Raw genomic sequence first — 19,362 nt, 5'->3', positions numbered from 1 at the left:
GGGCCCGGCTCACGCTGACGGGATTGGGCTCAGCGGGGGAGGCGGTTCGCCTCCACAGGACGGCCGGCGGTGAGGTGGTCATGGACGATCGCCCGGGCGGCGGCCGCATCCACGGCGCCGTACCAGACGTCGTCGGGCTGGACGCTGAGCACCGGCGCCTGGTTGCACGGGAACTGACAGCCGGTGTGGGTGATCAGCAGGTCGTCGTCGCCCAGCCCGGCCTCCATCGCCTCCAGGATGACCGCCTTCGCGGTCTCCTCGGCGTCCTTCGCGGTGCAGCGTGGACCGCGGCAGATCAGGACCTGGCGTACGTGGCTCGGCACCTGCTCCCACGCGGGTGAGGTGAGTCCGGGCTCGGTGCCGGTGATCGGGCGGGTCTCGTCCATCACCTCGGGGAGCTCGTCGCGCGTGGTCGCCAGGCGGGTCGCGACGTGAATCTCCGGGCGGTGACCGGTGCGTTCGCGCCACCAGTGGGCGGCGATCCGGCGCAGCCAGGACTGCCCCGGTGCGATCGGGCCGAGGCTGACGCCGGCCAGCGTGATCGTCTGGGCGCCTTCGTCGGCTGCGCGGGTCAGCTCGGCCGCCAGCGACGGGTCGCCCATCTGCAGGAACGCGACGCTCGCGCCGTGGTCGTGCGCCCAGGCGAGCAGGTCGTCGCGCCGGTCGACGTCGGTGACCGACATCCCGACGAGAACCCGCGCCGTCACCCGAGTCCCTTCACCCAGGTGACGGCATCGGCGACATCGTTGACCGCCGCTACGCCGTCGGGGCCGGCCGGGCGACGGACGACGACCACCTGCACGCCGAGCGCGTCGGCGGCCTGCATCTTCGGCCAGGTGTAGGTGCCGCCGGAGTTCTTCGTGATCAGCACGTCGCTCTGGTGCTCCCGCATCAGTGCGAGCTCGCCGCCGAGGTCGTACGGCCCGCGACTGGTGATCAGCTCCCAGGCGGTGGGAAGCTCGAGATCGGGTACGTCGACGACCCGGGCCAGTGCGTGACGCTCGCCCAGGGCGGGCACGAAGCGAGCCAGCTCCTGGCGCCCGACCGTGAGGAAGGGCCGCTCGCCGATCTCGGCCGCGAGCTCAGCGGCGGCCTCGTGGGTGTCGACGTAGCGCCATGCCGCATCCGGCTCCCAGCCCGGCCGCTCGAGGCGGATCAGAGGTAGCTCGGTGCAGGCCGCGGCCGCATTTCGGGTCATCCCGAGCGCGAACGGATGGGTGGCATCGACGACCGCGTCGTACTCCTCGAGAGCCGCCCGGAGCCCCTCCACCCCACCGAACCCGCCGATCCGCACCTTCCCGACCGGCAGCCGCGGACGCGCCACCCGGCCGGCGAGCGAGGACGTCACGTCGATGCCGGCGTCGACCAGGCGTGCGGCGAGCTCGCGGGCCTCGCTCGTCCCGCCCAGGATCAGGAGTCTCATCTGGTTCCCCTTCGGGCGTTCGCCGGGCCACTCCTGGCGAGGTCGAGGAGCGCGTCGACGTCGAGATGCTCCTCGACGAGGTCACCGATCAGGTCCATACGCCGCTCACGGGCCTCGGGGAAGCTGACGTCGGATGGTTCGCGGCCCAGCGCGACCCGGAGGAGCGCGCCTCGCAGCGCGTCGCCCTCCAGGCTGCCGTGCCACATCGTCCCGAAGACGTTGCCGGCCCGTGCACCGCCCAGGAACTCGGAGGCTCCGTCGCCGAGGGTGATCCGGCCGTGGTGGATCTCGTAGCCGCTCGCCTCGACCCCGAACGCCGACCCTGTGGGCAGTCGTAGGTTCTTGGCGGGGGCGAAGTCGGTGCGTACGTCGAGCAGCCCCAGCCCCTCGACCTCCGCCACGGCCCCCTCGACCCCCTGCGAATCGGCGATCACGCGGCCGAGCATCTGGAACCCACCGCAGATCCCGAGCAGCGGCCGGCCGCGGCGTACGTGCTCGGTGATGGCCACGTCGAGGCCTCGCGAGCGGAGCCAGGCGAGATCGTTGATGGTCGAGCGGGTGCCGGGGAGCACGACGAGGTCGGCGTCGGAGAGGTCGGCGGGTGAGGAGGCGAAGACGACATCGAGGTCAGGCTCCAGCCCGAGCGCGTCGACATCGGTGAAGTTGGAGATCCGGGGGAGACGTACGACCGCGATCTTGTGCCGTGTCCCGGCGCCGGAGCGACGCCCCTCCAGGTCGAGCGCGTCCTCGGAGTCCAGCCACAGCGAAGGATCCCAGGGGAGCACCCCGAAGACGGGGCGCTTGGTGAGCGACTCCAGCGAGTCGAGCCCGGGCTTGAGCAGTCCGGCGTCGCCACGGAACTTGTTGATCACGAAACCGCTGATCAGAGCCTGGTCCTCGGGCTCCAGGAGGGCGAGGGTGCCATACATCGCCGCGAACACCCCGCCCCGGTCGATGTCACCCACGACCACGGTCGCCAGCCCGGCATGCCGGGCCAGCCCCATGTTGACGTAGTCGCCCGCACGGAGGTTGATCTCGGCCGGACTCCCCGCACCCTCGGCGACGATCACGTCGAAACGGGAGGAGAGATCGTCGTACGCCTCATGAGCCGCGGTCGCCAGATGCCGGCGCCCCGCCTCCCAGTCACGCGAGGACACCTCGCCCGCGGGATGCCCCATCAGCACCACATGGCTGCGACGCTCGGAGCCCGGCTTGAGCAGCACCGGGTTCATCGCCGGCTCCGGGGTGACCCGCGCCGCCAGCGCCTGCACCCACTGTGCCCGGCCGATCTCGGCGGTCGTCCCGTCGGCCCCGGTGGTCGAGCCCTCACCGGTGGTCGAGCCCTCACCGGTGGTCGAGCCTGTCGAGACCACCATCGAGTTGTTGGACATGTTCTGGGCCTTGTAGGGCGCCACCTTGACGCCGCGGCGGGCGAAGGCCCGGCACAGCCCGGTCGTGACGACCGACTTGCCCGCATCCGAGGTCGTGCCGGCGACCAGCAGACCGCTCATGGTCGCTCGCTCATGCTCGCGGAGCCCGCAGGAGGTAGATGTCCATCACCCAGCCGGCGGTCTCGCGCAGCCGGGTCCGGGCCTCGTCGATCGCCGGGAGCACCTCCCCGACGGTGCCCGCGACCAGCTCCTCGTCAGCCGTGCCGAGGTTGCCGCCCCACCAGATCCGCCAGTCCGCCAGGCCGGGCAGGTCGACGACGCGGTTGAGCATCACCACGATGTTGTCGTGTCCGGCGGCGACCGCGTCGGTGACCGCGCGGCCGGTGGTGACGTAGAGCGGACGAGCGACCTCATGGAGCACCAGGCGGTGACGGGCGGCGAGCAGCTGCACCGAGGAGATCCCGGGGATGACGTCGACCTCGACGTCGAGCAGCGAAGCGATCTGGTCGACGACCCGGATCGTGGAGTCGTAGAAGGCCGGGTCGCCCCAGACCAGGAAGCCGGCGTCGCCAGGGTTCTCGGCCAGCACGGCGAGATACTTCTCGACCCGGGCGCGGTGCCAGTCGGCGACCGCGGCCCGATACTCCGCATCGGTCCCGGTGAACTCCTCACGCCGCTCGCGGGGCGCGTCGGCGACCTTGACCACCCGGGCGTCCTGGTCGAGGTGGCGGTCGAGCAGCTCCTCGCGCGCCCGCACCAGCGGATCTGGCATCCCCTGCTTGACCGTGCCCGACTTGTCGGTGACCAGGAAGTAGTCCACCGACCGCATCGCGGCCACGGCCTCCAGGGTGACCTGGTCCGGGTCACCGGGGCCGACGCCGATGATCCAGATCCTGCGCTTGCTCGAGTCGCTCATTCCTCTTCCAGATCGCCTTCGATGTCGAGATAGATCTCCTGCATCGCGGCCACCACGTCCGGATCGGGCGTCTCCCACAACCCGCGCTCGGCGGCCTCGTGCAGGCGCTCCACGATCCCACGGAGCGCCCATGGGTTCGAGGCTCGCATGAACTCCTGGTTGGTCTCGTCCAGGACGTACTCGCGGGCGAGCTTCTCGTACATCCAGTCCTGCACCACGCCCGCGGTCGCATCGAAGCCGAAGAGGTAGTCGACGGTCGCGGCCAGCTCGAAGGCGCCCTTGTAGCCGTGCCGCTGCATCGCCGAGATCCAGCGTGGGTTGACCACCCGGGCCCGGAAGACGCGGTTGGTCTCCTCCTGCAGCGTGCGGGTCTTGATGGCGTCGGGGGATGTGGAGTCACCGACGTACGCCTTCGGGTCCGAGCCCGTCAGCGCGCGGACGGTCGCGACCATGCCGCCGTGATACTGGAAGTAGTCGTCGGAGTCGGCGATGTCGTGCTCGGCGGAGTCGACGTTCTTCGCGGCCACCTTGATCCGGCGGTAGTTCGCGCGCATGTCGTCAGCCGCAGGCGCGCCGTCGAGGTCGCGGCCGTACGCGAAGCCGCCCCAGGCCGCATAGACCTCGGCGAGGTCCTGGTCCGAGCGCCAGTTGCCCGACTCGATCGCCTGCAGGATCCCGGCACCGTACGAACCGGGCTTGGAGCCGAAGATCCGAGACGTCGCGCGGCGCTGGTCGCCGTGCTCGGCGAGGTCGGCGAGCGTGTGCGCGCGGACGAAGTTTTCCTCGGCGGGCTCGTCGAGGTCGGCGACGAGGCGCACCGCGTCGTCGAGCATCGAGACCACGTGCGGGAACGCGTCGCGGAAGAAGCCGGAGATGCGTACGGTCACGTCGATCCGGGGTCGGCCCAGCTCCTCGAGCGGGATGATGTCGAGGTGGGTGATGCGCCGGGAGGCCTCGTCCCACTCCGGGCGTACGCCGAGCAGCGCGAGCACCTCGGCGATGTCGTCGCCGGCCGTACGCATCGCGCTCGTGCCCCACACCGACAGCCCGACGCTGGTCGGGTAGTCCCCGGTCTCGTCGAGGTAGCGCTGCAGCAGCGAGTCGGCCATCGCCTGGCCGGTCTGCCAGGCGAGCCGGGACGGCACCGCGCGTGGGTCGACGGTGTAGAAGTTGCGGCCGGTGGGAAGTACGTTGACCAGCCCGCGCAGCGGCGAGCCCGACGGCCCGGCGGGGACGAAGCCACCGTCGAGCGCGTGCAGGACGGCGGACAGCTCGTCGGTCGTCCCGTTCAGCCGCGGCACCACCTGCTCGGCGGCGAAGACAAGCACCTGCCGTACGGCGGGGTCGTCGTGGAGCGTCTCGGCGGCCGCCGGGTCCCAGCCGGCCGCGTCCATCCGCTGCACCAGATCCTTCGCCCGGGCCTCGATCTCGTCGACCGCGCGGGTATCAGCGCCCTCCTTGAGTCCGAGCGCCGCCCGCAGCCCGGGCACGGCGCCCCCGACCCCGCCCCACACCTGCGCCGCACGCAGGATCGAGAGGACCAGGTTGACCCGCGCCTCACCTTCCGGCGCGGCACCGAGCACGTGCAGGCCGTCGCGGATCTGGGCATCCTTGATCTCGCAGAGCCAGCCGTCGATGTGGAGCATGAAGTCGTCGAAGTCGTCGTCCTCGGGCCGCTCCTCCAGGCCGAGGTCGCGGTGGAGCTCGGCGGCCTTCATCAGCTGCCAGATCTCGCCACGGATGGCCGGCAGCTTGGCCGGGTCCATCGAGGAGATCCGGTCGTACTCCTCCATCAGCCCTTCCAGCCGCGCGATGTCGCCGTAGGACTCCGCGCGTGCCATCGGCGGCACCAGGTGGTCGACGATCGTGGCGTGCGCACGGCGCTTGGCCTGGGCGCCCTCGCCGGGGTCGTTGACCAGGAACGGGTAGATCAGCGGCATGTTGCCGATCGCCGCATCCGGGCCGCAGGAAGCCGACAGCGCTGCGTTCTTGCCGGGCAGCCACTCCATCGAGCCGTGCTTGCCGAGGTGGACGACGGCGTCGGCCTCGAAGCCGTGCTCGAGCCATTTGTAAGCGCCGATGTAGTGGTGGCTCGGCGCCAGGTCCGGGTCGTGGTAGATCGCCACCGGGTTCTCCCCGAACCCGCGCGGCGGCTGGATCAGGATCACGATGTTGCCGGCCTGGAGCGTGGCCAGTACCAGCTCGTTCTCGTCGTTGACGAAGAGCTTCCCCGGCGTCGGGCCCCAGGTCTCGACCATCTGTTCGCGCAGGTCAGCCGGGAGATCGGCGGTCCACTCGTCGTAGGACGCCTTCGGGATGCGTACGTGGGCGTCGGTCAGCTGGGCGTTGGTCAGCCACTCCTCGTCCTGCCCGCCCGCCGCGATCAGGGCATGGATCAGGGCGTCGCCTGCCGCCGTGTCGTCGCCACCGGTGGTCGAGCCTGTCGAGACCTCCGCAGAGGAACCATCAAGGATCCGCGTGACCGCGTTGTCGGAACCCAGGTCATATCCCTCCTCGCGCAGCCGCCGCAGCATCCGGATCGCGGAGACCGGGGTGTCCAGGCCGACCGCGTTGCCGATGCGGGAGTGCTTGGTGGGGTAGGCGGAGAGGACGAGGGCGAGGCGCTTGTCCTGGTTGGGCGTGTGGCGCAGGCGTGCGTGGTTGACCGCGATCCTGGCGACCCGCGCGGCGCGCTCGGGGTCGGCGACGTACTGGGGGAGACCCTGCTCGTCGAGCTCCTTGAAGGAGAACGGCGCGGTGATGATCCGCCCGTCGAACTCCGGGATCGCGATCTGCGACGCCGAGTCGAGCGGCGTCACGCCGTCGTCGGAGGCCTCCCACTCCGCGCGGGAGGAGGTCAGGCAGAGCCCCTGCAGCACCGGGATGTCCAGCGCCGCCATCCGCTCCACGTCCCAAGCCTCGTCCTCGCCGCCGGCGCTGGCCGAAGCGGGCACCGAGCCGCCCGCGGCGAGCACGGTCACGATCAGCGCATCGAGCGTTCCGAGCGCCTCGTAGAGGTCGTCGGGCGCGGAGCGCAGCGAGCCCGCGAAGACGGGTACGCCGGTGGCCTGCCCGGTCGCGTCGATGGCATCGGCCAGTGCGTGGGCGAACGCGGTGTTTCCGCTGGTCTCGTGCGCGCGGTAGTAGAGCACCCCGATCCTCGGGCGCGCGGCGTCGGCCGGCTCCGGCCGCTCCGCGAACCCCCAGGCCGGCACCTGCGCCGGCGGCTCGAACCCGAAACCGGTCAGCAGCACGGTGTCGGAGAGGAACGCGTGCAGCTGGGCGAGGTTCACCGGCCCGCCCTCGGCGAGATAGCGGTGCGCCTCCGCGGCCACACCCATCGGGACGGTGGAGTGCTCCATCAGCTCGGCGCTCGGCTGCTGCTCGCCGCCGAGGACCACGACCGGTGTGCCGTTCTCCTTCACGGCCGCCAGCCCGTCCCACAGGTCGCTCGGCGAGCCGAGGAGCCGGAAGACGACCAGATCGGCGTCGGCGACGACGCGCTCGAGGTCGGTGGCCCGGGACGGGTTCGCCCAGGCGTAGTCGGCTCCGCTGGCGCGGGCCGAGAGCAGGTCGGTGTCCGAGGTGGACAGAAGAGCGATGCGTACGCGTGCAGGGTCGGCCACGGCCAGATTCCTCCTCAGGGGTTCTCGCCCCGTCGATCGGTCGGATCGCTCGTGATCAGTGTCTGGCTGTGTCCGTGCTCCAACACGGACAACACAGTGGCGGAACCGCCCCGGACTCTCACCGGGTTCCTGCTCCACGAGCGTGGTCGCAGCCTACCCCGTGGGTTTCTGTGTCCTGGGGTCGGTAGCGCCGACGGACGTTCGTTCGCGCAGAACGGTGAGCATGTCTTCGACGGATCCGGCCGGGTCGGTGATCGCGGCCTGGACGTGCCGTACGGCGCCGGCCGGGTCCAGTAGGAGCGAGACCCTCTTGAGCCGGTCAGCGCCGCCGGCACGGAAGACCGGAAGCCGGTAGGCGCTCGCGGCGATCCCGTCGGAATCGGAGGCGAGGTCGTACGGCAGGTCGACATGTTCCGCGAACGCGGCCAGCTGATCGATGCGCTGGGTGCTCACCCCGACCACGCGGGCGCCGGCGACCGCGAAGTCCGAGTCGTGCTCGGCGTACGTCTGGCACTCGAGGGTGCAGCCCCGGGTCCCGGGGATGTCGCCCCAGCCCGGGGGATAGCCGTGGCTCTTCGGCGCATAGGCGCCGGGGAAGAAGAAGGCGACGGTCCAGGTGTCCTTGGCGGCGAGCCGGAGGCGGGTGTCGCGGTGCGAGGTGAGCTCGACGGGCGGTGGCGTCGTGCCGAGCAGGTCCTCGAGGCGGCGTACTTCGTCCGCTCCGGCGGTCGCGGTCAGGGTGCCGTCGCCCATGACGTGCTGCGTGCCCCACTCCTGGAGAGCAACCAGGACGGGTAGTAGCCCGCGGCCGCGCCCGGTCAGCCGGTAGTCGTAGCGCGCCGGGCGGTCGGTGTAGGCGTGCTTGGCCAGGACACCGTCGGCGACAAGCGAGCCGAGCCGCTCGGCGAGCGCGCGGCGGCTGAGGCCGAGCTCTTGGACCAGGCCGTCGAACCGGGTCACCCCGGCGGCGCACTCGCGCACGATCAGCAGGCTCTGCCAGTCACCGATGACACCGAGCGCCTGCGCGATGCCGCAGTCGGCGTCGGCGAGGTCATCGCGGCGCATCGGCGTCTCCTTGGTCCGGTCGGGCATTTCGGGTGGCGGTCCCGACACTGACATGATTGCATAGAGTTCCAATTTGGAACTTACTTTGAGAGGGGCTCGGATGGAAGAGGTACGCCGCGTGGCGCGGTCATTCTGGCTTTACTGGTCCGCCGGCACCTTGAGTGGTGTGGGCACGGCGGTCACGTCCGTCGCGCTGCCGCTGACCGCGGTGGCGGTGCTGGACGCGAGCGCGTTCGAGATGGGGCTGCTGGCAGCGGCCGGATACCTCGCCTGGATCCTCATCGGCCTGCCCGCGGGCGCGATCGTGCAGCGGCTCCCGCTGCGCCGCGTACAGGTCCTCGCCGATCTTGCGCGCGCCGCCGCGATCCTCAGCGTTCCGCTGGTGTGGTGGTTCGGCGGACTCACGCTGATCCAGCTCCTGGTCGTCGCGCTCGCGGTCAACTTCGCCGAGGTGCTCTTCTTCGCCGCGAACACGACCTTCCTTCCGAGCGTGGTCCCGAAAGAGCAGCTGACCAGCCGGAACAGCCTGATCTCCGGCACTCACGCCGCGACCCAGCTGGGTGGCCCGTCGCTCGGCGGTCTGCTCGTGCAGGTGATCGGCGCGGTCCCCGCGCTGTTCGTCGACGCCCTCTCGTATCTCGGCTCGGCGATCCTGCTGCAACGGCTGCCCGAGCGTCGTCAGTCCCAGGGCGACACCTCGGAGTCGATCGCGTCGATGGTGGCCGAGGGGTGGCGGTTCGTGACCGGGCACCCGGTGATGGCGCCGGCGACGTGGTGGGCCTGTGTGGTCAACTTCGTGTGCGGGGTCCAGCTCGCGCTGTTCGCCTACTACCTGGTCCACGAGCTCGACACCCCGCCCGCTCTCGTCGGCATCCTGCTCGCCTCCGAGGGCGTCGGCTCGCTGGCCTTCGCCGCGATCACGCCCTGGCTGGTGCGTCGGTTCGGCTCCGCCAGGCTGCTGATGTTCGAGGGCCTGCTCGGTGTGGTCGGCGCGGCGGTGATCCCGCTCGGGAGCGGCTGGGTCGGCTGGGTCTGCTTCGCCGCGGGCAACCTGCTCTTCGCCGGCAGCGTCGTGCCGGGCAGCGTGGTCACCCGGACCTACCGGCAGGTCGCCAGCCCGCCGGAGCTGCTCTCACGCGTGATGGCGACCGTGCGGTTCGTGTCCTGGGGATGCATTCCGGTCGGCAGCCTCGTGGCCGGGGTCAGCGCGGAGCTGATCGGCCCTCGACTCACGCTCCTCGTCTCCGCTGCGGTGCTTCTGCTCGGGCCGGTCATTCTCTGGGCGAGCCCGATCCGGCACCTGCACGATCTTGAGGACTTCGACGACTTCGAGGAGCCGGGGCCTATCCGCTCAGCTCGGCCCGTGACCAGGTCTCGCGGGTGATCTCGTACTCGACCTCGCCCTCGGCGTGCTCGGCGAGCGGCTCCTTGAAGGACTCGTGGAAGGTGCGTACGAAACTCATCCCGACCGACGCCATGGTCGCGCGTGAAGCCTCGTTGACGGTCATCGTCTGGGCCATGACTCGGTCGAGGTGAAGGTCCTCGAAGGCGTGCCGGATCAGCTCACGGGAGCCCTCCTTCGCGAAGCCCTTGCGCCACGAGCGTTGGGGGATGCGATAGCCGAGCTCGCCGACGCCGGCCTGCGGTGGTTTGCCGGGCGCCTCGAGCATGAAGAGCGCGATGGGTTCGCCGGCCGCGCAGCCGATCCACTTGCCCTCCGTACCTCGCTCCTTCGCGGTCCGGATCCACCGATGCACCTGCTCCTCGGTCTCCTCGGCCCTCAGCGCGCGGGTGAAGAGATAGCGGAGCACCACCGGGTCGGAGTTGAGGTCGATGAGGAACGGCAGGTGCTCTTCGCTGAGCGGGACCAGCTCGAGGCGCTCGGTGTGCAGGTGTGCTTGCGGCATGACCGGGACGTTAGCGACCGCGACGGCGGCGGTCATCTGGTTTCCGGGGAGCTAGCCGGCGGCCAGATGGCGCAGGGCGCGGTGGGCGGCGTGATAGCCGCACATGCCGTGGACGCCGGCGCTCGGCGGGGTGGCCGCGGAGCAGAGGAACATCCCTGGGATGCCGGTGTCGTAGGCCGCGAGGGTGGGGCGGATGACGAGCTGGCGCAGGGTGTTGGCGCCGGTGCCGATGTCGCCGCCGACATAGTTGAGGTTGTACGCCGCATAGTCGGCCGGGGTGGTGACGTGGGTGTCGACGATCTGGGACCGGAACCCCGGGGCGAAGCGCTCGATCTGGTTCAGGACGGCATCGGTCGCATCGCCGTCGTAGGCGTGCGGGACCTGTGCGTAGGCCCAGACCGGGTTGAGCCCGCCGGCCGAGCGGGTCGGGTCGGCGACGTACTGCTGGCCCAGCAGCACGAACGGGCGCTCCGGCATCCGGCCCGCCACTATCTCCCGTTCGCTGGCCGCCACCTGGGCGATCGTCCCGCCGAGATGGACGGTCCCGGCGCGGCCGATCTCCGGGTCGCGCCAGGGGATCGGGCCGCGGACCGCCAGATCGAGCTTGTACGCCGCGGGGCCGTGCTGCCATCTCCGCATCGCCCGGCGTGGCCGGTCGGGCAGGTCGGCGCCGACGATGTCGGCGAAGCCTCCGGGGCTGGTGTCGAACAAGGTGGCATCGGTCTCGGGCAGATCGGCGCGACCGCGGACCGTGGTGCCGGTGACGATGGTGCCGCCGAGCTCCTCGAGGAGCGCCGCCATCGCGAGGGTGATCGCATGCGAACCGCCCTCGGCGACCGGCCAGCCGTGGCGATGCCCGCTGACCACGAGCATCGTGCCCACGGCGGCGGTGCCCGGGCGGTCCAGCGGCTGGAACGCGTGCGCGGCGCATCCCGCGAAGAGCGCCTTCGCCGGCTCCTCGCGGAACCCGCGGGCGAGCATCGTGGCCGGCGGAGCGGCCCGCATCCCGAAGGCGGCCATCCGGAACGGGTGCCGCGGGAGGCGGAACAGCGGACCGAGGACGTGGTCGATGATCGAGTCGAAGCTGCGTACGACCGGGCCGAACAGCTGCTTCCAGCGCCGTCCGTCGACACCCAGCCCGGCGGCCGTCTTCTCGACGGAGCGGTGCAGCAGCGCGGCCTCGCTCTCGTCCAGCGGGTGGGCGAGCTCGATCTCGGGAAAACGCCAGGTCAGGCCGTACTTCTCCAGGCCCAGGTCGCGCAGGAACGGCGACGCGACCCCGAGCGGATGGATCGCCGAGCAGATGTCGTGACGCAGGCCCGGAGCGGTCAGCTCGGCGGTGCGGGTGCCGCCACCGACGGTCTCCGCGGCCTCGAGCACAGTGACCTTCACCCCGTGCCGGGCGAGCACGATCGCGGCCGCCAGGCCATTGGGTCCGGCGCCGACGACGGTTGCTGTGGAGGACATGTCCACAGACTGACGCCGTGAGTTGGTCCCGGCAAGCGACTCGCGGACGTACGTAGAACTGCGTAGGTCGAGGCCGCCGTCGGCCGGACGCCGGTTCGGCGGGAGAGCGGAAGGCTCGAGTCATCCGATCCGAGCAACCGAGGAGACTCGAATGTCTACATCCACCACGTCTGCACAGGCAGACAGAGCGGTGTCCCGCTCTGCCCACTACCGGGCGATCGCGGGAGCGGCGCTCTTCCTGGTCGCCTACCTGGCGGTGAGCCCGGTGGCGGGCATGTTCGCCACCGGCGACATCCCGCTACCGACCGATCCCGGCGAGCAGATCAAGGCCTTCCTGGTCGCCAACCCGCTCGCGGCGATCTCCGGAGCGATCCTTCAAGCCGTCTCGGTCATCGGCTTCGCGGTCTTCGCCCGCGTCGTGGTGCCGATGACCGGCAGCCGTGCCCTGGGCGTGGTCGCCGGCGTCTCGGTGGCCGCGATGCTGGTGTCCTCGGTGATCACCCTGGTGTCCGCGGTGTTCGCGGCCGACCTCTCCGCCGACACCCTCGCGACGCTTCGCCTCGCTGGCTTCTACGCCGGCGGCGTGGTGAACGTGGCCACGCTGGGATTCGTGGCCTTCGTCGCCTCGCGTCGGCTCGTCCGCATCGGCGCGGTGGGGAGGGGCACCGCGATCCTCGGGTACGTCGTGGGCACGCTGTCGATGCTGTCGGTGATCTCCCTCGCCATCTACTACGCCAACCTCTTCCTGCCGCTGGGCCGGGTGGGGTCGATGGTGTGGGCGGTCGTCGCGGCGATCGTGCTGATGCGGCGTACGGGAAGGTCGGCGCGGTGAGGGGTCGGTCCGTGGCGCGGGCGTCAGTCGTTCAAGACCCGGTTGGCGACGGCGAATGCGGTGTTGGCGGCCGGCACCCCGACGTAGATCGAGGACTGCAGGAGCACCTCGATGATCTCCTCCTTCGTCAGCCCGTTGGTGAGCGCGGCGCGGAGGTGGAACTCGAGCTCCTCGAAATGGCGCCCGGCGACCAGGGCGGTGAGCACGGCGATCGAACGGTCGCGGCGGGCGAGGCCGGGGCGGGTCCAGATCGTGCCCCAGGCATAGCGCGTGATCAGGTCCTGGTAGTCACGGTTGACGTCGGTGATCGCCGCGGTGGCCCGGTCGACGTGGGCGTCGCCGAGCACCTGACGGCGTACGTTCATGCCGGCCGAGTAGGACGGATCCGAGCTGGTCACGTGGGAGGTGATCAGGCTGGCGACGGTGTGCGGTGCCTCGGCGGGAGCGAGATGGCCTACGCCGTCGAGCGTGACGAGCCTGCCGTTCCTCACCCCGACGGCGATCTCCTCCAGGGAGGCCGGCGGCGTCGGGCCGTCCTCGACGCCCGCGATCGCCAGGACCGGGGCGGCGGTCTCGGACAGCCGGCCACGGACGTCGAACGCCGCCAGCGCGTCGCAGGTCAGCGCGTAGCTCTCGGCGTCGGTGTCCCGCAGCGAGTGGAGCAGGGCGCCGCCGCGGTCGGGCGCACGCTCCAGGAAGCCGGGGGCGAACCAGCGCTGGGTCGAGCCGGCGATCTGGGAGGCGGTGCCGGCGGAGCGTACGGTCTCGGCCCGGTCGTTCCAGCCATCCGGCTCGCCGATCTTGGCTCCGGTGTTGGTCAGCACCGCGGCACTCACGCGAGTGGGTGCGTCGAGCAGGAGCTGAAGACCGACGGCCCCGCCGACCGAGTCACCGGCGTAGGCGAAGGTGCCGTGCCGGTCGCCGCGCTCGGTGAGGACCCGGTCGATGCAGGCGAGTACGCCGGCGGCGAGGTCCGCCATCGAGAATGCTGCGGTGGTGGGGGCGCCGTGACCGTGTCCCGGCAGGTCCCAGCCGATGACGTGGAACGTGTCGCCGAGCAGCTCGGAGGTGGCGGCCCAGAGCGCGGTCACCGACGTGCCCAGCGACGGGCCGACGACCAGGACCGGCTTGCTCGGGTCTCCGGCCAGCTCGACGGGGGTGATGGTCGGCGTCATGGCAGGTCCTTCCAGACTTCGTGGGCGCGGGAGATCGTGGTGTCGATGAGGGCGTCGTTGGCGCCGAGATAGTCCCCGACGCCTGCCGCGGAGTCCGATCCGGTGAGTACGTCGCCACCCACGAAGTCGGTCAGGGAACGTTGCTCGGCGAGCAGGTCGGCACCCGCGGCTTCGGCGGTGGCACGCATCCGGGCGGCGTCGACGCGGAGCCCGCCGAGGAGCTCGGTGGTCTGTGAGGCGGCGACGACGCTGCGGCGGGCGAGGGTCTGCAGGGTCTCCCACTCGGCGTGCCAGGCGCCGTCGGGTCGTTCGTCGACATAGCTCGCCGCGGCGGTGTGGAGCGTGGCGCCGAGCGGCGGAGCCGAGAGCGCGTGGCGACGGACGAGCACCGAGAGCACCGGGTTGGACTTGTGCGGCATGGTCGACGAGCCGCCGCGCCCTTCGCCGGCCGGCTCGGCGAGCTCGCCGATCTCGGGGCGGGCGAGCAGGGTGATGTCGGTGGCGATCCGGCCCCACGTGTCGGCGGCGGTGACGAGCGCGTCGGCGGCGCCGGTCAGCGGGGCACGGATGGTGTGCCACGGCGGCCGCTGGGCCAGCCCGAGCACGGTCGCCGTGGTCGCGGCCGCCGTCTCGGCGGCAGCCACGGGGTCGTTGCGACCGCGGAGCCGAGCCAGCCCGACGACCGCGGCGAGGGTCCCGGCCGCTCCACCGACCTGGGCAGGCAGCGACGTACGTGTCCGGCGCAGAACCTCGGCGGCGTCGGTGAGCCCGGAGAGCCAGGTCGCGGCCTTGAGCCCGAAGGTGGTCGGCACCGCGTGCTGGGTCAGGGTGCGGCCGGACATCACGGTGGCACGGTGCTTCCGCGCCAGACCGACCAGCGACGAAGCCTGGGCGGCGAGCTCCTCCTCGACCCGGTCGAGCACGTCGGCCAGACAGAGAACGACCGCGGTGTCGACCACGTCCTGGCTGGTCAGGCCCTTGTGGAGCCAGCGGGCGGCCTCGCCCTCGAGTCGGCCGCGGAGCAGCTTGACCAGCGCGATGACCGGGTTGCCCCCGGCCTCCGTGCTCGTGGCCAGCCCCGGGACGTCGTCGGCGGAGACGAGGCCGGCCAGCGGCGTACGCGCCTCTTCCGGAGCGATCCCGGAGGAGACGATCGCGGCCAGCCAGGCCTCCTCGACCCGCACCATCGCGGCGAGGAAGGCGGCGTCGGAGAAGAGGTCTCTGGCGCGCTCCTCGCCCGGCCACAGCAGCGACATTCGACTCCCTCAGCCGTAGGTGAGAAACGTGGTCTCGCGGTCGCCCTGGAGGTGCAGGTCGAACCGGAGGCCCGTCGGATCCTTGGTCGCTACCAGCGTCGCACGCTCGTCCTCGGACAGCGAGGCCAACAGCGGGTCGGCGGCGTTGGCGGGATCGTCGGGGAGGTAGATCCGGGTGTGCAGCTTGTCGAGCAGGCCCCGGGCGAAGAAGGTCAGTGCGAAGAACGGCGCGGCGCCCTCCTCCGAACCACCGGGCAGCACCGTCGAGAACGTGTAGTGCCCGTTCAGATCGGTGTCGGCGCGACCCCAGCCGGTGAAGGTCCAGCCGTCGCGGTGCAGAGAGCCCTCGGCCTGCGAGACGTTGCCCTCGGCGTCGGCCTGCCAGATCTCGAGGAGCGCGTCGGGGATCGGGTTCCCGGCGCCGTCATAGACATGGCCGTGCAGCCTGATCGAGCCGGTGCTGCCCGGCGGGACCAGGTCGGCATCGCCGTCGTAGGGCAGCGCATAGCCGAAGAACGGGCCGATCGTCTGGCCCGGCGTGGGGGTCTGGATGCTCACTGGTTGTCCTCCTCGGGCTCGGTCCACGTACGGCTCGGGCCGGTCAGGACGATGTCCCAGCTGTAGCCCATCGAGTATTCCGGGGTGGAGAGGTCGTGGTCGTAGGTCGCCACCAGGGCCTCCCGCGCGGATCGGTCGGTGATCGACTGGTAGATCGGGTCGAGCGCGAAGAGCGGGTCGCTCGGGAAGTACATCTGGGTGATCAGCCGCTGCGTGAACGCCCGCCCGAAGAGCGAGAAGTGGATGTGTGCGGGGCGCCAGGCATTGATGTGGTTGCCCCACGGGTAGGGGCCGGGCTTGATCGTCTGGAACCGGTAGCGCCCCTCGGCATCGGTGATGCAGCGGCCGACGCCGGTGAAGTTCGGGTCGAGCGGTGCCGGGTGCTGCTCTCGCTTGTGGATGTAGCGGCCGGCGGAGTTGGCCTGCCAGACCTCGACGAGCTGGTTGCGCACCGGCCGGCCCTCGCCGTCGGTGACGCGGCCGCTGACCGTGATCCGCTCGCCGATCGGCTCGTTGCTGCCGCCGATGGTCAGGTCTGCCTCGAACGGGTCGACATCGGACTGCCCGAAGCACGGCGCCCACAGCTCGATCGTCTCGGGATCGGCGTGACGCGGGTCCTTGGTCGGGTGGCGCAGGATGCTGGAGCGGTAGGGCGGGTAGTCCAGCAGAGGCTGGCGCACGCTCGCGCCGGCCGCGTCGGCCTGGATCTTCTGAATCTCGGCCGAGAGGTCCGCTTGGGTCTCAGTGGTCGCTGTCACGGTCCGAACGCTAGGCGGCGGAGGCGTACGATGAAAGCAGTCACTTTCACTGAGTGAAAGGACCGAGAGAATGGGGATGGGTCGAATGGCAGGCGGAAGCGGTGGCCGCACGGTCGCCTCCCGCGTCCTCGCGCTCATCGGAGCCTACGACGCCACTCACCGTCGGCTCACCCTGAGCGAGCTCGCGGCTCGTGCCGACCTCTCCCTCCCGACCGCCCACCGTCTGGTCGCCGAGCTGGTCGAGTGGGGTGCGCTGGTGCGCGACAAGGACGGGACGTACGCCGTCGGTCGCCGCCTGTGGGATGCCGGGCTGCTCGCTCCGGTGGCCACCGACCTCCGCTCGGTCGCGGTCCCGTTCCTCCACGATCTCTACGGCGCGACGCTCGAGACCGTTCACCTGGCCGTTCGCGAGGGTGACCACGTTCTCTACCTCGAGACCCTGCGCGGCACCCGCAGCGTACCCATCGTCTCCTCGGTCGGGTCCCGCCTGCCGATGTACTCCACCGGTGTCGGCAAGGTGCTCCTGGCGCATGCGCCGGAGGACGTACGCCACCAGGTGCTGTCCGGCCCGCTCAAGCCGTTCACCCGGCACACGATCACCACGCCCGGGCTGTTGCGCCGCCAGCTCGACCGGGCGGTCACCGACGGCTATGCGGTCACCGTCGAGGAGATGACCCTCGGCGCCTGCTCGGTCGCCGTCCCCATCGCCACCTCTTCGGAGGTGGTCGGTGCGCTAGGCATCGTCGTCTCCGACCTCCGCCGCAACCGCCCTCGTCTTCTCTCCGCCCTCCGCGTAGCCGCGCGGGGCGTGGCCCGCGCCCTTCCTTGACGCCATGCTCCCGTGCGTGGTCATCTCGACAGGCTCGATACAACGCTCGACAAGCTCGACCACCGGAGGGTGGGGTAACTTGCGGGCGTGACGATCCAGACCCCACACGAAGACGTACGCAGCCAGGCAACCGAGCGGCTCGGAGCACTGGCTACGCCTCCCGGCGCCCTGGGCCGGCTGGGGGAGCTGGCGGTCTGGGTGGCGGCCTGTCAGGGAGAGGTGCCGCCGCGACCGATCGAGCACGTACGGCTGGTGATCTTCGCCGGTGACCACGGGGTCGCGCAGCACGGCGTCTCGGCGTTCCCACCCGCGATCACCGGCGCGATGGTGCGTACGTTCCTGAGCGGACGAGCCGGGGTGAGCGCGCTCGCCAGGGCCCACGACGTCCAGGTGCGGGTGCTCGACATCGGCGTCGACGAGGGTTTCGAGGATCTCGACGCGGCGACCCGGGAGGCACTGACCCAGCACAAGATCCGGCGGGGGAGCGGGCCGATCCACCTCGAGGACGCGTTGAGCGCCGAGGAGACCCAGGCTGCGCTCGAGGCCGGTGCTGCCGTCGCCCGCGAGGAGATCGCCGCAGGGGCACAGCTGCTGATCAGCGGCGACATGGGCATCGGCAACACCACGCCGGCCTCGGCGATGGTGGCCGCGGGTCTCGGGCTTCCGGCGAGCGAGGTCACCGGCCGCGGCACCGGCATCGGTGAGGACGCACTGCGGATCAAGACCGACGTCATCACAGCCGCGCTGGCCCGAGCCGGCGAGCGCACCGAGGACCCCATCGAGACCCTCACCGCGCTCGGCAGCGCCGACCTGGCCGCGACCACCGGCTACCTCCTCGAGGCCGCTCGTCGTGGCACGCCCGTCCTCCTCGACGGTCTGATGAGTGTCGCCTGCGCTCTCACCGCCGACCGGATCGAGCCGGGCGCGGCCACCTGGTATGCCGCCGGCCACCGCTCCACCGAGCCCGCCCAGTCGATGGCCCTGGAGAAGCTTGGCCTCGAGCCGTTGCTCGACCTCGACCTGCGCCTCGGTGAGGGTTCCGGCGCTGTCGCCGCGGTCCCGGTCGTACGCAGCGCCGTCGCGCTACTGCGTGATGTCGCACTCCTCGCTGAGCTCGGCGCACCTGATGCGGGTGCCCCGGGAGCCGGCGCCTGATGCTTCGAGACGCCTGGCGTCTCGCGGTCGGCACGCTGACCGCGATGCCGGTACGCCCTCCCGGGCACGTCGACCGTCAGCGCGCCGCTCTCGCGATGATGCTCGCGCCGCTGGCCGCGCTCCCGCTCGCGCTGGGTGCTGCCGCTGTCGTACTCCTCGGTCAGCTTGCCGGACTCCCACACCTCGTCACCGCGCTGCTCGCGGTCTCCGTCGTCGTCGCCGGCAACCGGGCGCTGCACCTCGACGGTCTCGCGGACACGGTCGACGGCATGGCTGCCTCCTACGATCGCGAGCGGTCCCTGGCAGTCATGAAGACCGGCACGTCCGGCCCCGCCGGCGTGACCGCGGTCGTCCTCGTTCTCGGTCTCCAGGCGGCCGCGCTGGCGTCCGTCCTGGCGGGCGCGAGCGGCGTACGTCCTGCGGTGCTCGTCCTCGTAGCTGTCTGCGCCTCGCGCTCGGCGCTGACCCTGTGCTGCGTACGCGGCGTGCGACCTGCCCGCGAGGACGGCCTCGGTCGCACCTTCACCCAGACCGTCTCGCCGACACTGGTGCTCGTCGTCTGGGTGGCTGCCGCCGCTGCGCTGGCGGCGGCTGCGTGGTGGGTCGGGATGGAGTGGTGGCACGGTGCGTTGGCCGCCGCGCTCGCCACGGCGGTCGTCGCGGCGATCCTGGTCAGGGCGGTCAGACGGTTCGGTGGCGTGACCGGCGACGTCTTCGGCGCGGCCGTCGAGGCGTCGCTAGCGACCATCCTGGTCGCGCTGAGTGCATCGAGCTAGCGGGCGCGACGGGCTAGCGGGCGCGACGGGCTAGCGGGCGCGACGGGCTAGCGGGTTCGACGGGCTAGCGGGTTCGACGGGCTAGCGGGTTCGACGGGCTAGCGTGAACCGCCCCGGGGTTTCCGGACACTTCTGATGGTGTCTCTACCCGGTCGGGACGAGACGGTTTCTTGCAGCGTAGTGCGCGTTCTCGATCTCGATGGGTGTGAGGTCATCGATTGATCCGTG

17 protein-coding genes and 1 riboswitch are annotated in these 19,362 nt (G+C 71.2%); of the genes, 5 read left to right on the top strand and 12 right to left on the bottom strand.

From position 1 onward, the window contains the following. Window positions 1-29: 29 nt before the first annotated feature. From ACRDPS_RS13575 to ACRDPS_RS13550, 6 genes are all read right to left on the bottom strand, one after another. On the bottom strand, window positions 30-707 hold the full coding sequence (locus ACRDPS_RS13575; RefSeq protein WP_431502173.1) for a (2Fe-2S) ferredoxin domain-containing protein: 678 nt from the start codon (window positions 705-707) through the stop codon (window positions 30-32). Next, window positions 704-1,423, bottom strand: a complete 720-nt coding sequence (locus tag ACRDPS_RS13570; RefSeq protein WP_431502172.1) for a cobalt-precorrin-6A reductase — start codon at window positions 1,421-1,423, stop codon at window positions 704-706. Before ACRDPS_RS13570 ends, ACRDPS_RS13575 begins: the two co-directional genes overlap by 4 nt. Continuing rightward, window positions 1,420-2,934 carry a cobyric acid synthase gene (locus ACRDPS_RS13565; protein WP_431502171.1) on the bottom strand — a complete coding sequence of 505 codons (1,515 nt, stop codon included), beginning with the start codon at window positions 2,932-2,934 and terminating at the stop codon, window positions 1,420-1,422. The genes ACRDPS_RS13570 and ACRDPS_RS13565 overlap by 4 nt, the downstream gene beginning before the upstream one ends. 10 nt (window positions 2,935-2,944) lie before the next feature. After that, window positions 2,945-3,730 carry a precorrin-6A synthase (deacetylating) gene (gene cobF, locus ACRDPS_RS13560; RefSeq protein ID WP_431502170.1) on the bottom strand — a complete coding sequence of 262 codons (786 nt, stop codon included), beginning with the start codon at window positions 3,728-3,730 and terminating at the stop codon, window positions 2,945-2,947. Further along, on the bottom strand, window positions 3,727-7,356 hold the full coding sequence (gene cobN, locus ACRDPS_RS13555; protein ID WP_431502169.1) for a cobaltochelatase subunit CobN: 3,630 nt from the start codon (window positions 7,354-7,356) through the stop codon (window positions 3,727-3,729). The genes cobF and cobN overlap by 4 nt, the downstream gene beginning before the upstream one ends. Window positions 7,357-7,392: 36 nt before the next feature. Continuing rightward, a riboswitch (cobalamin riboswitch) is annotated at window positions 7,393-7,532 on the bottom strand. Further along, on the bottom strand, window positions 7,510-8,421 hold the full coding sequence (locus ACRDPS_RS13550) for a winged helix-turn-helix transcriptional regulator (RefSeq protein WP_431502168.1): 912 nt from the start codon (window positions 8,419-8,421) through the stop codon (window positions 7,510-7,512). It overlaps the preceding riboswitch by 23 nt. Before the next feature lie 100 nt (window positions 8,422-8,521). Between ACRDPS_RS13550 and ACRDPS_RS13545 the strand changes: the two genes are divergently transcribed. Continuing rightward, on the top strand, window positions 8,522-9,805 hold the full coding sequence (locus tag ACRDPS_RS13545; RefSeq protein WP_431502167.1) for an MFS transporter: 1,284 nt from the start codon (window positions 8,522-8,524) through the stop codon (window positions 9,803-9,805). Here the strand turns inward: ACRDPS_RS13545 and ACRDPS_RS13540 are convergent. Together ACRDPS_RS13540 and ACRDPS_RS13535 are read right to left on the bottom strand one after the other, a co-directional pair. Continuing rightward, window positions 9,765-10,328 carry a GNAT family N-acetyltransferase gene (locus ACRDPS_RS13540; protein WP_431502166.1) on the bottom strand — a complete coding sequence of 188 codons (564 nt, stop codon included), beginning with the start codon at window positions 10,326-10,328 and terminating at the stop codon, window positions 9,765-9,767. The two genes, ACRDPS_RS13545 and ACRDPS_RS13540, sit on opposite strands and share 41 nt — an antisense overlap. 51 nt (window positions 10,329-10,379) lie before the next feature. After that, entirely contained in the window at window positions 10,380-11,795 is a 1,416-nt protein-coding gene (locus ACRDPS_RS13535) for a phytoene desaturase family protein (RefSeq protein WP_431502165.1), read from the bottom strand. A 151-nt stretch (window positions 11,796-11,946) separates the two neighbouring features. Between ACRDPS_RS13535 and ACRDPS_RS13530 the strand changes: the two genes are divergently transcribed. Then, entirely contained in the window at window positions 11,947-12,627 is a 681-nt protein-coding gene (locus tag ACRDPS_RS13530; protein ID WP_431502164.1) for a hypothetical protein, read from the top strand. A 23-nt stretch (window positions 12,628-12,650) separates the two neighbouring features. Here ACRDPS_RS13530 and ACRDPS_RS13525 read toward each other — a convergent pair whose 3' ends face one another. From ACRDPS_RS13525 to pcaH, 4 genes are read right to left on the bottom strand one after another with little or no spacing between them, the layout of a single operon-like run. Continuing rightward, window positions 12,651-13,802: an alpha/beta fold hydrolase gene (locus ACRDPS_RS13525; protein ID WP_431502163.1), complete on the bottom strand. Its 1,152-nt coding sequence runs from the start codon at window positions 13,800-13,802 to the stop codon at window positions 12,651-12,653. Continuing rightward, window positions 13,799-15,058 (bottom strand): lyase family protein, encoded by a 1,260-nt coding sequence (locus tag ACRDPS_RS13520; RefSeq protein ID WP_431502162.1) that lies wholly within the window; start codon window positions 15,056-15,058, stop codon window positions 13,799-13,801. The genes ACRDPS_RS13525 and ACRDPS_RS13520 overlap by 4 nt, the downstream gene beginning before the upstream one ends. 9 nt (window positions 15,059-15,067) lie before the next feature. Next, window positions 15,068-15,616 (bottom strand): protocatechuate 3,4-dioxygenase subunit alpha, encoded by a 549-nt coding sequence (gene pcaG / locus ACRDPS_RS13515; protein WP_431502161.1) that lies wholly within the window; start codon window positions 15,614-15,616, stop codon window positions 15,068-15,070. Further along, window positions 15,613-16,374 carry a protocatechuate 3,4-dioxygenase subunit beta gene (gene pcaH, locus ACRDPS_RS13510; protein WP_431502160.1) on the bottom strand — a complete coding sequence of 254 codons (762 nt, stop codon included), beginning with the start codon at window positions 16,372-16,374 and terminating at the stop codon, window positions 15,613-15,615. The genes pcaG and pcaH overlap by 4 nt, the downstream gene beginning before the upstream one ends. An 85-nt stretch (window positions 16,375-16,459) precedes the next feature. Here pcaH and ACRDPS_RS13505 point away from each other — a divergent pair, with 85 nt between their 5' ends. The 3 genes from ACRDPS_RS13505 (at window position 16,460) to cobS (ending at window position 19,134) form a co-directional block, all read left to right on the top strand. Next, window positions 16,460-17,203 carry an IclR family transcriptional regulator gene (locus ACRDPS_RS13505; RefSeq protein ID WP_431502159.1) on the top strand — a complete coding sequence of 248 codons (744 nt, stop codon included), beginning with the start codon at window positions 16,460-16,462 and terminating at the stop codon, window positions 17,201-17,203. Window positions 17,204-17,290: 87 nt separating this feature from the next. Beyond that, complete coding sequence (gene cobT / locus ACRDPS_RS13500) at window positions 17,291-18,358, top strand: nicotinate-nucleotide--dimethylbenzimidazole phosphoribosyltransferase (protein ID WP_431502158.1); 1,068 nt, start codon at window positions 17,291-17,293, stop codon at window positions 18,356-18,358. Beyond that, window positions 18,358-19,134 carry an adenosylcobinamide-GDP ribazoletransferase gene (cobS, locus tag ACRDPS_RS13495; protein ID WP_431502157.1) on the top strand — a complete coding sequence of 259 codons (777 nt, stop codon included), beginning with the start codon at window positions 18,358-18,360 and terminating at the stop codon, window positions 19,132-19,134. The genes cobT and cobS overlap by 1 nt, the downstream gene beginning before the upstream one ends. Window positions 19,135-19,362 lie beyond the last annotated feature (228 nt).

Origin of the sequence: Nocardioides sp. (assembly GCF_050699375.1) — a bacterium.
Classification (GTDB): Bacteria; Actinomycetota; Actinomycetes; order Propionibacteriales; family Nocardioidaceae; genus Nocardioides.
This window is presented reverse-complemented; position numbering and strand designations above follow the sequence as displayed.